12 protein-coding genes are annotated in these 12,908 nt (G+C 71.3%); 2 read left to right on the plus strand and 10 right to left on the minus strand.

Features of this window, described 5'->3' with window-relative positions:
* Positions 1-16: 16 nt before the first annotated feature.
* The 5 genes from ACGFIA_RS28205 to ACGFIA_RS28225 all read right to left on the minus strand — a co-directional run bounded on the left by ACGFIA_RS28205 (position 17) and on the right by ACGFIA_RS28225 (position 2,982).
* Positions 17-508, minus strand: a complete 492-nt coding sequence (locus ACGFIA_RS28205) for an N-acetyltransferase family protein (RefSeq protein WP_357474690.1) — start codon at positions 506-508, stop codon at positions 17-19.
* A 98-nt stretch (positions 509-606) separates the two neighbouring features.
* Positions 607-1,338, minus strand: a complete 732-nt coding sequence (locus ACGFIA_RS28210) for a class I SAM-dependent methyltransferase (RefSeq protein WP_357474726.1) — start codon at positions 1,336-1,338, stop codon at positions 607-609.
* 205 nt (positions 1,339-1,543) lie between these two features.
* Complete coding sequence (locus ACGFIA_RS28215; protein WP_357480387.1) at positions 1,544-2,257, minus strand: ElyC/SanA/YdcF family protein; 714 nt, start codon at positions 2,255-2,257, stop codon at positions 1,544-1,546.
* Positions 2,258-2,279: 22 nt separating this feature from the next.
* Entirely contained in the window at positions 2,280-2,642 is a 363-nt protein-coding gene (locus ACGFIA_RS28220; protein ID WP_357390957.1) for a PH domain-containing protein, read from the minus strand.
* Between the two features lie 31 nt (positions 2,643-2,673).
* Positions 2,674-2,982 carry a 4a-hydroxytetrahydrobiopterin dehydratase gene (locus ACGFIA_RS28225; protein WP_357390959.1) on the minus strand — a complete coding sequence of 103 codons (309 nt, stop codon included), beginning with the start codon at positions 2,980-2,982 and terminating at the stop codon, positions 2,674-2,676.
* A gap of 184 nt (positions 2,983-3,166) precedes the next feature.
* Here ACGFIA_RS28225 and ACGFIA_RS28230 point away from each other — a divergent pair, with 184 nt between their 5' ends.
* Positions 3,167-3,607, plus strand: a complete 441-nt coding sequence (locus ACGFIA_RS28230; RefSeq protein WP_357390961.1) for a (deoxy)nucleoside triphosphate pyrophosphohydrolase — start codon at positions 3,167-3,169, stop codon at positions 3,605-3,607.
* 107 nt (positions 3,608-3,714) lie between these two features.
* Here ACGFIA_RS28230 and ACGFIA_RS28235 read toward each other — a convergent pair whose 3' ends face one another.
* The 5 genes from ACGFIA_RS28235 to ACGFIA_RS28255 form a co-directional block, all read right to left on the minus strand.
* Positions 3,715-4,821 carry a succinate dehydrogenase/fumarate reductase iron-sulfur subunit gene (locus ACGFIA_RS28235; RefSeq protein WP_357390963.1) on the minus strand — a complete coding sequence of 369 codons (1,107 nt, stop codon included), beginning with the start codon at positions 4,819-4,821 and terminating at the stop codon, positions 3,715-3,717.
* On the minus strand, positions 4,821-6,734 hold the full coding sequence (locus ACGFIA_RS28240) for a fumarate reductase/succinate dehydrogenase flavoprotein subunit (protein ID WP_357390965.1): 1,914 nt from the start codon (positions 6,732-6,734) through the stop codon (positions 4,821-4,823). Before ACGFIA_RS28240 ends, ACGFIA_RS28235 begins: the two co-directional genes overlap by 1 nt.
* 10 nt (positions 6,735-6,744) lie before the next feature.
* On the minus strand, positions 6,745-7,566 hold the full coding sequence (locus ACGFIA_RS28245; RefSeq protein ID WP_357474684.1) for a hypothetical protein: 822 nt from the start codon (positions 7,564-7,566) through the stop codon (positions 6,745-6,747).
* Between the two features lie 224 nt (positions 7,567-7,790).
* Positions 7,791-9,200, minus strand: coding sequence for a metallopeptidase TldD-related protein (locus tag ACGFIA_RS28250; RefSeq protein ID WP_357390968.1), 1,410 nt, complete (start codon positions 9,198-9,200; stop codon positions 7,791-7,793).
* Between the two features lie 156 nt (positions 9,201-9,356).
* Positions 9,357-10,793 (minus strand): TldD/PmbA family protein, encoded by a 1,437-nt coding sequence (locus tag ACGFIA_RS28255; protein ID WP_357390971.1) that lies wholly within the window; start codon positions 10,791-10,793, stop codon positions 9,357-9,359.
* Between the two features lie 193 nt (positions 10,794-10,986).
* On the opposite strand from ACGFIA_RS28255, the gene ACGFIA_RS28260 reads away from it, so the two are divergent.
* Positions 10,987-12,558, plus strand: coding sequence for a hypothetical protein (locus ACGFIA_RS28260; protein WP_357390972.1), 1,572 nt, complete (start codon positions 10,987-10,989; stop codon positions 12,556-12,558).
* The last annotated feature ends 350 nt before the right edge of the window (positions 12,559-12,908 follow it).

A 12,908-nucleotide genomic window follows, 5' to 3' on the forward strand; every position in this document is an offset into this window, starting at 1 on the left:
AGGGCGGGGGCGGGGGTCAGATCTCTGGGCTGCGGCGTTCGATCAAGGTTACGTCTCGCCAGGTGCCGTGGTGGCGGCCGACCCGCTCGCGGGTGCCGACGACGCGGAAGCCGCACGCCGCGTGCAGCGCGAGACTCGCGGTGTTCTCCGGGAACACGCCGGACTGGATGGTCCAGATCCCGGCCGCCTCGGTGGAGGCGATCAGCGCCTCCAGCAGCGCCCGGCCGACCCCGCGCCCGCGCCCCCTCGGGTGCACGTAGACGGAGTGCTCGACCACGCCGGCGTAGACGCAGCGGTCGGAGACCGCCGAGCAGGCCACCCAGCCGAGTACGTCGCCCGCCTCGTCGAGCGCCACCCAGCGGTGGCCGGGCAGCCGTCCAGCGGTGAACCGCGTCCAGTCCGGCGGCTCGGTCTCGAACGTGGCGTTCCCCTCGGCGATGCCCAGGCGGTAGATCTCCAGCACGGCGTCGGCGTGCGAGTCGTCCATGGCGGCGACGGTGACTGTCATCGGTCCCTCCTGCCCGGGACCGCGCAGACCCCGGCGGCGTCAGCGTATCGGCGCAGGCCGAGGGCCGGGACGCGAAACCCCGGCCCTCGGCGTGACCGCTACCGGCGCCGGTAGACGGAGATGTGCGCGCTGCTGTCCGCGTCGAACGGCGACCGGTCCCAGTCGGCGTACCGCTCGGTGAGCCGGAGCCCGGCCCGCTCCGCCAGCTCGTCGATCTGCTCCGGCCAGGCGTACCGCATGGCGAACGGCTTCAGGTGCACGCCGGCGGCGTCGAACGTGACGGTCTGCCGCACGAACGTCTGCGCCGCCCGGTCGTACCGGTGCATGCGGATGGTGGCCGAGTCCTCGGTCACCTCCCGCACCTGGACCTGCTCGTCCCGGTCGAAGTCCGCCGGGTCGGGCACGAAGGTCTCGATGACGAACGCCCCGCCGGGCGCGAGCACCCGGGCGACGTTGCGGAAGCACGCCGCCTGGCGCTCCTCCGAGACCAGGTTGAACAGCGTGTTGAACACCAGGAAGACCAGACGGTACGGCCCCGGGACGGGGACGTCCGCCATGTCGCCGATGGTGACCGGCATGTCGGCGCCGCCGGGCTTGGCGCGCAGGTGCGCCACCATCTCCGGGGACGCCTCGACGCCCTCCACGGCCAGGCCGCGCGCGGCGAGTGGCAGGGCCACGCGGCCGGTGCCCACAGCCAGTTCGAGCACCGGACCGCCCTCGGCCAGCGGGGCGAGGAAGTCGACGGCCGGGGCCGGGTCGGGATTGCCGGGGCCGTCGTAGGTGGCGGCCCAGAGCCGGCCGAACAGGCCGGGATCGTCGAAGAGGGACATCACGCGCCCTCCCGCCGGGCGGACGGGACAGGACGCGGCGCGAGGTCAGTGACCTCCGCCGGAATGGGGTACGACAACACGAAGCCTCGTTTCGGATGGGGTGACGACGGGGCGGCTGGGCTTCGCAGCGTGTGGCATGGCGGTGCTCCCTCCGGTCGGCTTCGCGGGTTCAGCAGAACAGCCACCGGCCCGGGCGACAACCGGATTACGCCCGCAACGCGTCGTCCACGCCGGTCTCCCGGCGGCCGAGGTGCACCGGGTCACGCCCGGTGAGCACGTCCACGGCGGCCTTCACGCACGCCCCGTACTCCCGGGTGGAGCTGATCCGCCACTGGCGGGCGTACCGGCGGGCGGTGTCGTCACCGACGCCGACGGCCTCGATGCCGGCGTCCCGGCAGAGCGCCACCGCGCGCGGCAGGTGGAACGACTGGGTGACCACTGTGGCCCGCCGCACGCCGAAGACCCGGTACGCGCGCACGCACGAGTCGTACGTGTCGAACCCGGCGTGGTCCAGCACCGTCTTCTCCGCCGGCACACCCCGCTCGACGAGCCAGCGCCGCATCGCGTCCGGCTCGTCGTAGTCCCAGTCCATGTGGTCGCCGGAGAGCAGGAGCGCCTTGACCTTGCCGGCGGCGTACAACTGGCGGGCGGTCTCCAGCCGGCCGGCCAGGAATGGCGACGGCGTGCCGTCCGGTTCCACCTTGGTGCCCAGCACCACTGCCACCGGCGTCTCCGGCGCGCCAGCGGCGTCGAACAGGTGGCCCTCGGCCGTGTCGCGGACCCAGGTCACGCTGGCGACGGTCGCGGCGCCCAGCAGCAGCGCGACGGCGGTGGCGAGCACCAAGAGGCGGCCGGCCAGGCGTACGGCCCGCCGGTGCGCGCCGCGCCAGACCCGCCACCGCGCCGTCAGCCCTCGCATGGCGGCGATTGTGCCAGGCGGGTCAGGAGATGTGGTGCAGGATCACGTTGTGGACGTGGTGGCTCTTCTGCTCGCCCCGGAACTCGACCTCGTAGGTGTGCGTGCCGACGTGCACAGCGATCGACCCGGTGGAGAAGAACGAACCACCCCAGGACTTGTTGCTCACCACGCTCACGCTGGTGATCTTCGAGTACGGGATGCTGGTGATCGCGTACCGCTTGCCGACGAAGGAGCGGTCCTGGATGATCACGCGCCGGTCGGTCAGGCCGATGAAGCCGGTGCCGGTGCCGATCGCGTCGTAGACGGCGATGATCTGCTCACCGGGCAGCAGCCCGCTCTGGATCTGCTGGAACTGTTCCTTGCGGTCGTACGTGGGGCCAGACATGCACCACAGGGTAGGCGGGACGCGCCAGCGCTCAGTGCTCGGTGACCGCCCGGACCGCGTCCTCGATGCGCGCGGCGAGCAGCACCTCACCCTCGGTGAGCGGTTCGCCGTCGTCGTGCCCGAGCCGGATCTGGGTGCGGTCGGCCCGGCGGCTGATCTCGGGGCGCAGCCGCAGCGCGTCGGCGACCACCGCCACCCGCTCGGTGAGCGCGGCGTGCTGCGTGTCGTCGAGGACGATCGTGCGGCGGATCTGTTCGCCCTCGCGCGTCCATCCGGACAGCAGGGCGAGTGCGTCGCTGAGATAGTCGTGCTTCGCACGGCCGCTGAACAGCACGCGCATCACCGCACCTCCCAGGCGTCGTTGCCGGCTTGTGGCCAAATCGTCGCCATCCCGTGTCCCAGTCGACGCCCTCTAGTCTCTCGCCGCTCAGATGGTGTGTCCACGCCCACACTTCCGTGTTCTGCTGACCTGACGGCCGACGCAGCTACCCAAACCGCCGATTGATCTGGCACGCTGGTGGCCCGTGCGGACCGAACGGGTTAGCGGAAGCGGGCAGGCCGACCGGCGGGAGCCGAGGGTGGTCGTCGGGGCGGCGATCATCGAGGGCGGCCGGGTGCTGGCATGCGAGCGCTCCGCGCCCCCCGAGGTGGCGGGGCGTTGGGAGTTCCCGGGCGGAAAGGTCGAGCCGGGCGAGGCCGAGACCGACGCGCTGGCCCGGGAGTGCGTCGAGGAACTGGGCGTACGGGTGTCCGTCGGCGCCCGTGTCGGCCGCGACGTGCGGATGGCGCACGGCCGGTCCGTGCTGCGCGTCTACGCCGCCCGTCTGCTGCACGGTGACGAGCCGAAGGCGCTGGAGCACGCCGAGCTGCGCTGGCTGTCCGCCGCCGAGCTGGACAGCGTCGACTGGCTGCCGGCCGACGTGCCGATCGTGGCCGCGCTGCGACCGCTGCTCGACGCCTCCTGAACGAGCACGGCACGGGCCGGGCCGTCCGGAGAACCGGACAGCCGGGCGGAAACGGGACGAGGGCCCGCGGCGTGTGCCGCTGGCCCCCGTCATCGTCGTGCTGCTGTTCAGTGCTTCGGCTCGTCCTGCTGCGGGTGAGCGAAGTTGAGGTGCTCCGGCGGCAGCGGGAACGTCACGTCGTCGCCGAACGGCGACGGCGCGGCGGCCTTGTTGAACGTCAGCTCGGTCAGCGGCAGCCGGCCGTTGGCGTCCACCGCCGGGGCGGTCGGGTGCGGCACCTCGCGGTGCCAGTTGACGCCCTGCTGCGCCTGACGCTCGGCGGCGCTGTCGTGCGAGCCGCCCGCGTGCGAGTGCACCCCGGCGGCGTGCGAACCGCCGCCGTGCGCGTGCGCCCCGCCGTGCGCCCCTCCGGACGTGCCGGTACCGCTCGAATGCCCGCTGGTCGCGCTGGTCTGAGGCACCTGACCCCTCCGGAAGATCTTGTTACCGAGCCACACAAGGGGATCGTACCTGCGGTCGACGACCCGTTCCTTCATGGGGATGATCCCGTTGTCGGTGATCTTGATGTGCTCGGGGCAGACCTCGGTGCAGCACTTGGTGATGTTGCAGAATCCGAGCCCCATGTCCGACTGCGCGTACTCGCGCCGGTCGGTACGCGCGTCGAGCGGGTGCATGTCCAGCTCGGCCGCCCGGATGAAGAACCGGGGCCCGGAGAACGCCGGCTTGTTCTCGTCGTGGTCGCGGATCACGTGGCAGACGTTCTGGCACAGGAAGCACTCGATGCACTTGCGGAACTCCTGCGAGCGCTCCACGTCGACCTGCTGCATCCGGTAGTCGCCGGGTGCCACGTCGGCCGGCGGCGCGAACGCCGGGGTCTCCCGGGCCTTCTCGTAGTTGAACGAGACGTCGGTGACCAGGTCCCGGATCACCGGGAAGGTGCGCAGCGGGGTGACCGTGACGGTCTCCGACTCCTCGAACGTCGACATCCGGGTCATGCAGCCCAGCCGCGGCTTGCCGTTGATCTCCATCGAGCAGGAGCCGCACTTGCCGGCCTTGCAGTTCCACCGGCACGCCAGGTCCGGCGCCTCGGTGGCCTGGAGCCGGTGGATCACGTCGAGGACGACCTCGCCCTCGTTCACCTCGACCGTGTAGTCCCGCAGGTCACCGCCGGTCTCGTCGCCCCGCCAGATGCGGAACTGGCGCTTACTTCCCATCAGTTGTTCGCCTCCTCGGTGAGGGCGTCGAACTCGGCGAGTTCCTCGTCGGTTAGGTACTTGGCCAGCTCTGCCCGGTCGAACAGCCCGATCAGCTCCGGCCGCATCTCCGGCAGCGGCTTCTCGGTGAGCCGGACCGCGTCACCGTCCAGCGAACAGACCAGGTTGACCCGCCGCCACTTCGGGTCCATCGCCGGGTAGTCCTCCCGGGTGTGCCCGCCGCGCGACTCCCGCCGCTCCAGCGCCGCCATCGCGGTGCACTCCGAGACCACGAGCATGTTGCGCAGGTCAAGCGCCAGGTGCCAGCCCGGGTTGTAGCGCCGGCCGCCGACCGCGCTCACCTTCGCCACCCGCTCCCGCAGCTCGGCCAGCCTGCGCATGGCGTCCTCCAGCTCGCTCTCCCGGCGGATGATGCCGACCAGGTCGCCCATCACCGCCTGGAGGTCCTGCTGGAGCTGGTAAGGACTCTCGCCGGTGTCCCGCTGCAACGGCGCCAGCGCCGTCTCCACCGCGGCCTCGACCGCCGCCACCGACACCGCCGGGCGGGCGGTGAGCTGGTCGGTGTACGTGGCCGCGTGCCCGCCCGCGCGCTTGCCGAAGACCAGCAGGTCGGACAGGGAGTTGCCGCCGAGCCGGTTCGAGCCGTGCATGCCGCCGGACACCTCACCGGCGGCGTAGAGGCCGCGCACCGAGCCGTACGCCGCTCCGGAGTCCGGGTCCACCTCGACGCCGCCCATCACGTAGTGACAGGTCGGGCCGACCTCCATCGGCTCCTTGGTGATGTCGACGTCGGCCAGCTCCTTGAACTGGTGGTACATCGACGGCAGGCGGCGGCGGATCTCCTCGGCCGACTTACGGGAGGCGATGTCCAGGTAGACGCCGCCGGCCGGCGTACCCCGGCCCTCCTTGACCTCGCTGTTGATCGCGCGGGCGACCTCGTCGCGGGGCAGCAGCTCCGGCGGACGCCTGTTGTTGTCCGGGTCGGTGTACCAGCGGTCCGCCTCCTCCTCGGTCTCCGCGTACTGCTTGCGGAACACGTCCGGGACGTAGTCGAACATGAACCGCTTGCCCTCGGAGTTCTTCAGCACCCCGCCGTCGCCGCGTACCGACTCGGTGACCAGGATGCCCTTCACCGACGGCGGCCAGACCATGCCGGTCGGGTGGAACTGGAGGAACTCCATGTTGATCAGCGTGGCCCCGGCGCGCAGCGCCAGCGCGTGGCCGTCGCCGGTGTACTCCCACGAGTTCGAGGTGACCTTGTAGGACCGTCCGACACCGCCGGTGGCCAGCACCACCGCCGGCGCCTCGAAGAGGATGAACTCACCGGACTCGCGGTAGTAGCCGAACGCGCCGGCGATCCGGTCGCCGTCGAGCAGCAGCTCGGTGATCGTGGTCTCGGAGAAGACCCGGATCCGCGCGTCGTAGCTGCCGAACTCCTGCTTGTCCTCCTGCTGGAGCGAGACGATCTTCTGCTGGAGCGTCCGGATCAGCTCCAGGCCGGTCCGGTCGCCGACGTGCGCCAGGCGCGGGTACTCGTGGCCACCGAAGTTGCGCTGCGAGATCTTCCCGTCCTTGGTGCGGTCGAACAGCGCGCCGTACGTCTCCAGCTCCCAGATCCGCTGCGGCGCCTCCTTGGCGTGCAGCTCGGCCATCCGGAAGTTGTTGAGGAACTTGCCGCCGCGCATGGTGTCCCGGAAGTGCACCTGCCAGTTGTCGCGCGAGTTCACGTTGCCCATCGCGGCCGCCGCGCCGCCCTCGGCCATCACCGTGTGCGCCTTGCCGAACAGCGACTTCGAGATGATCGCGGTCTTCTTGCCCGCCAGCCGGGCCTCGATCGCCGCGCGCAGGCCGGCGCCCCCGGCCCCGATCACGACGACGTCGTAGTGGTGTCGTTCGATTCGCGTCTCAGTCATGTCCAGGCTCTCAGTTGATGAACCGCAGGTCGTTGATCCAGCCGGCGGCGACCGCCATCACGTAGAAGTCGGTGAGCGCCAGCGTGCCCAGGGTGATCCAGGCGAGCTGCATGTGCCGGACGTTCAACCAGGACACCCCGGTCCACGCCTTGTAGCGCATCGGGTGCTTCGAGAAGTGCTTGAGCCGTCCGCCGATGATGTGCCGGCAGGAGTGGCAGGAGATCGTGTACGCCCACAGCATCACCACGTTGCCGACCAGGATGATGTTGCCCAGGCCGAAGCCGAAGCCCTCGGGGGAGTGGAAGGCCAGGATCGCGTCCCAGGTGTTGATCAGCGAGATGATCGCGGCGGCGTAGAAGAAGTAGCGGTGCAGGTTCTGCCCGAGCAGCGGGAACCGCGTCTCGCCGCTGTACGACTGGTGCCCGTCCGGCACCGCGCAGGCCGGCGGCGACAGCCAGAACGACCGGTAGTACGCCTTGCGGTAGTAGTAGCAGGTGAGGCGGAACAGCAGCAGGAACGGCAGGGTGAGCGCCGCGTCCGGGATGATCCACCAGCCGGGCAGGAACTGCCCGAAGTGCGAGGAGCCCTCGACACAGCGGTCGGTGACGCAGGGGGAGTAGAACGGCGTCAGGTAGTGGTACTGCTCCACCCAGTACCACTTGTGCATGAAGACCCGGACCGTCGCGTAGATGACCCACGCGCTGAGCCCCACCACTGTGATCAGCGGGGCGAGCCACCATCTGTCGGTCCGCAACGTCTTCGCCGCGATGGCGGCGCGTGCCCGCCCTCCCCGCGGCTGCGGTCTCGGCGTCCTGGCCGACGTAGTTGTCATTCGAGTCATCTCCCTGACGTCACTGTCACGTCCTGCGCACGCGCGAGGCCACACCGGCGAACCGGTGTGGCTAAGTGACACACGTTACGCCGATCTTCACGGCCCGGCCGCGCAACGCAGTGTCCCGTGTGTCCCGCAGCTTGGAAAGAGTCAGTTCATGATCAATGTGTCGGGTCGGTCGAACGGTGCGCCGAGCGGTGTCCTGGCACGTTCGGAGCGCGGCGTCACCCGGACGCGCCGCCGGTGAAGTGCCAGGAGGACAGCCGCAGCGTCGGCGCCTCGTACCAGGAGCCGTCGACGCGGCCCGGCTGGCGCACCGCCGCCCGGCCCAGGCCGAGCACCCGGCCCGGCCCCAGCGCCCGGGGATACGACTCGGTGAACCGGAAGTCGCGTACCGCGCGGGTCGGCACGCCGTCCTCGACCAGCCACACCCCGTTGCGGGTCAGCCCGGTGACCACCAGCTGCTTCGGGTCCAGCACGCGGGTGTACCAGAAGTCGCTCACCAGCAGCCCGCGCCGCACCCCGGCCACCAGCGCGGCGGTGTCCGGGTCGCCCACCGCCCCGGTCACGCCCGCGCTCACCGGCCCGGCCGCGACACCCGCGCCCGCATCGGCGACGCGCGGGTCCGCCGACAGGCGGATGTTGTGCGGGATCGGCCCGAAGGTCGCGCTGCCCGGCATACCGTGGCCGGTGGACCCGGTGCCCGCCGCCGCGCCGCCGCGCCTGTCGTACGCCACCGCGCCGGTGGTGCCCCTCTCGACCAGCGGCAACGCCCGCCGGGGTGTGCCCTCCAGGTCGAACGGCAGGGTGCCGGCGTGCAGCGGGTCGTCCACCAGCGTCACCGCCGGGTCGAACTGGGCGGTGCCCGGCTCGGCGAAGGACTGCCGTTCGGCGTACCGCTTGCCGTTGAAGCCGTACCAGGCCAGGTTCTGCAGCAGGTCGGCGACGGCGGCCGGTTCGAGCACCACCTCGTAGTGCCCGGGCGGCAGCTCGACCGGGTCGGCCGCGGCTCGCGCCTTCGCCGCCGCGCGGGCGCCGAGCGCCGCGCCGTCGAGGTCGGCCAGCCGGTCGGCGCAGAGCCGCGCCACCCCGTCCGCGCCGCCGGCCCGGGCGATGCCGTCCATCGCCGCCTCGGCCGCCCGTCCGGTCGCCGTGTGCCCGGCGGAGTTGGCGAACGCCCCCGACCGGTACGCGGTGCGGCAGTAGCCGGCCGCCTCCAGTCCTTCGACCGCTTCCACGAACGCGCGCACCCGCTCGGCCCGCTCGTCGGGCGAGGCGAACGCGGTGGCCTCGTCGACGGCCGGGCCGGACGGCACCGGCGTCGGCGCGGTGAGGCCCGGCCAGGCCGGGTCGGGCGGCGCGAGCCGGGCCGCGGCCCGGGTCCGCTCGACGAGCGCGGCCAGCCCGTCGGCGTCGACCCGGCTGCCGCTGCCGGTCGCGGTCCGCCCGTCCACGTGCAACCGCAGGTGTACGGCGACACCGGTCTCGGCCACGTTCTGGTGGATGAACGAGTTGGCGAACCGGGTCAGCGCCAGGTCGGAACGGGTCACCAGCACCTCGGCCTCGGCGGCCGGACCGGCCGTGTGCCGGACCAGGTCCACCACCCCGGCGGCGATCTCCAGCTCGGCGCTCATGCCGGCACTCCGCTTCGCTCCGTGCCGCCATGAGGCACCGTCGCCCTGAGCCTGCTGATTCGCTCGCTGCGCTCGCTCATGACGCCACTCCGCTTCGCTGCGTGGCGCCATGAGGCACCGTCGCCCTGAGCCTGCTGATTCGCTCGCTGCGCTCGCTCATGCCCGCACCCCCACCCGGACGCCGCGGAACCGGGCCGGCGCGGCCGGGTGGCCGGTGTGCCCGACCTGGCCGGGCTGCCCCTTCCCGCAGTTGGGCGTGCCCCAGGCGACCGTCTCCGAGGAGAGCATGTCCATCGAGCGCCAGAAGACCGGCCCGATGCCGGTGTAGGTCGGGTTGCGCAGCATCCGCCCCCGGCGGCCCTTCTTCACCTCCCAGCCGACCTCGCAGCCGAACTGGAAGTTGAGCCGCTTGTCGTCGATGGACCAGGAGCGGTTGACGTCCATCAGCACCCCGTCGTCGGTGGCCGCGATGATCTCGTCGAGCGTGTGGGGGCCGGGTTCCAGGCCCACGTTCGTCATCCGCACCATCGGCAGCCGGGCCCAGCCGTCGGCCCGTACGCTGCCGCCGTAGTCCAGGCCGGCGACGGCGGCCGAGTCCCGGCCGGCGAGCACCCCGACCCACCGTCCCTCGCGCACCGCGTCGCGGGCGACCGCCGGTGAGCCCTCGTCGTCGTAGCCGAAGCTGCCCAGCGCGCCCGGGATGGTCGGGTCGATCGTCACGTTCATCAGCTCCGAGCCGTAACGCAGCGAGCCGAGCCGGGCCAGGTCGAGCCAGGACGTGCCGGCGAACGCCGCCTCCCAGCCGAGGATGCGGTCCAGCTCGATGGCGTGCCCGACCGACTCGTGGATCTGAAGCGCGAGCTGCTCGCCGCCGAGGATCAGATCGGTCTCGCCGGCCGGACAGAGCGGCGCGGTCAGCAGCTCGCGGGACTCCTCGGCGATCCGGGCGGCGTGCGCGGCCAGGTCCAGCGAGGTGACCAGCTCCCAGCCGGTGGTGCCGTACTGCCCCCGGTAGCTCGGGTAGGACCGGCGCTGGGTCTCGCCGTCACCGATCGAGGTGGCCGAGATCCCGCCGCCGCACTCCCGGATGCGCTGGTCGATGCGGTGCCCCTCGCTGGAGACGAACCACTTCGAGGTGTCCCAGATCTGATAGAGCCCCTCGCCCAGGTCGGCGCCGTGCTCGCGCATCGTGGCGGTGGCCCGGACCAGCAGGTCGCCCTTGTCCGACAGCGGCACCCCGAGCGGGTCGACGGCGCACTCCGAGGCCCAGCTCGCCACCGTCGCCTCGACCGGCACCAGGTCGATCGGCGGGCCGGGAACCCGGGCGCTCGCGGTGGCGATCGCCGCGGCACGCCGGCCGGCGTCGCGGGCCGCGGCGTCGGACAGATCGGGTACGGCGTGGAAGCCCCAACCCGACCCGACGAGCGCGCGTACGCCCAGCCCGATGCTCTCGTCCTGGCTCAGCTCCTCGATGTCGCCGTTGCGTGCCGACATCGACTCGTAGCGGCGGTGCATGACACGGGCGTCGGCGTAGCGGGCGCCCGCGTCGAGGGCGGCCTGGACGGCGGCGGTCGCCGCGTCGAACTCGCTCATGCGTTCGACCCTAGGCGAGCGCACCGACATCCGTCAGGGGACGAGGTCATCCGGCGGCGCGGCCGGTTGTCGCGAAATCGACGCCGGTCAGGGCGGTTGCGGGGCAACCGGAATCGGTCAACGCTGATAAGAAATCCCCATGTCTGCCACTTCCGCGCACCGACTACTCCGCGGTGCGTTGACGCTCGTCGTCATGGTTGCCGCGACCATGTTCGGCGCCACTGCCGCCCACGCCGCGGCCCCACGACTCGGGCTGACCGCCCTCGCCTTCGCCGACACCACTGTGGACGCGACGGGTGACTACGCCGCCAACAAGCTGACCTGGACGGTCACCAACTCCGACCCGGACGCCGACTTCGTCTTCGGCACGGTCACGATGCGCATGCGCAGCACGGTCACCGGCGAACTGGTCGGTCACGACTGGATTGCGCGCTACGCGTACCAGGAGACCTGCTGCAGTGACGCCGTGTACGAGTCGGGGACGCCGCAGCGGTCCACCTACTCCTTCGACCTCCCGGTCCGGCGCTACTCCGACGCGGACACCGCCCTGTGGGAGGTCACCAAGGTCACTATCGGTTACCGGGGCACCACGGCCACGGTCTCCGGGGTCCGCCTCCAGGCGTTCGGCTACCAGTTCACGGCCCGGACGCTGATCGACTCATCCGGGCCGAGCGCCGACTCGATCTCGTTGAACTCGTTCCTGCGCCGCCCCTACCTCTACATGGGGAACGGTCCGGCGACTGTGACCTATGACTTCACCGTGCAGGACTGGCAGTCCGGCTTCTGGAAGGGCACGATCCGGCTGGCCGGTCCGGGCGGCGCGAGCATCACCACGGCCTTCACCTGGGAACGTGAGGAATACAGCACGGGTCTGCGGTGCGGCCGGGTCAGCAGCGGCCAGCAGGACGGCGTCTACATGGCGTGCGCTGTCGACGTGGCGTTGCCCTCGGACACGGCCACCGGCAACTGGCGGGTGGCGGCCCTGGTGCTCCGGAACAATGCCGGCGGGACGACCACCTACAAGAATCCGACGGCGCCGTCCGTCACCACCACGACGAACTCCACGCTGCGAGCGAGCGACTTCGCGGTGAGCCCGAACCCGGTGGACAACTGGCGTGACTCGGTGATGACCGATGTCAGCATGGTCGTGACCGACGCGCGGAAGGGGCTCTCGACCATTCAGCTCGACCTCGTCGGCGGCTGCCAGCAGTACGGCCTGCCCACCACGAGGGCGGACGGTCGTGTGGCGGTACGGGTCATGGTCTACCAGCAGACCGAGGAGTGCGTGGTCGAGGGCTTGGCGGTGGTCGACGGCGCGGGCAACGTGGCGCTGTACGGAAGCATGTACCGCGCCCCGGATCCGGGGTTGACCATCACGCGGGTGCCGAGCACCAACCCGCCGATGGCGCGGAGCGCCACTCTCGACCCGTCCTCGGTGCCGTCGAGCGAGGTGGGGCAGTCCTCGGTCAAGCTCACCATCGACGCCGAGGTGCAGGTCGCACCGATCAACGGCGTGGGTGTCTACCTGTACGACGCCGACGGTGACATGGTGTCCCAGTCCTTCGGGGGCATCAACCAGGCGCCCGACGGGACGGTGACCACCTGGGTCTACCTTCCGTGGCAGGGGTTGTCCCCGGGGAGGTACACGGTGGGATTCGTGCTGAGTGACGCCGCCCGGGCCAGCACCGCCTGGAACATGCCGGATCGCCCGGACAGCCGCACGCTGCCCGGTGGTCCGGTGGTCCTCACCGTCACCGAAGGCTGATGTGTCTCCCGGTGGGCGGGCCGAGCCCGCCCACCGGGGGCACGTGCGGTGAGTGCGGATCTGCGGCAGGATCGGCTGATCGGAGACCATGTCGTTACGCTCCGGCCGCTGACAGCTCGCGCTTTGTAGCTTATTTTCACCTTCGGTGATTTCCTGTAGGTTCTCTTCATCACCGAAGGGGAGGCGGTCAATGGGCAGGTCGGAGGCGGTGCCGTCCGGGGAGCCGGACCGCCCGGAGGTGCCGGAGCAGCGCTCCGGCGACGGTCCCTATCTCCAGGTCAGGGATCTGCGGGTGCGGTTCGACACCGAGGACGGTGTGGTGTGGGCCGTGGACGGTGTGTCGTTCGCGG

The organism is Micromonospora sp. NPDC049203, assembly GCF_043197215.1.
In the GTDB taxonomy this organism is placed as follows: Bacteria; Actinomycetota; Actinomycetes; order Mycobacteriales; family Micromonosporaceae; genus Micromonospora.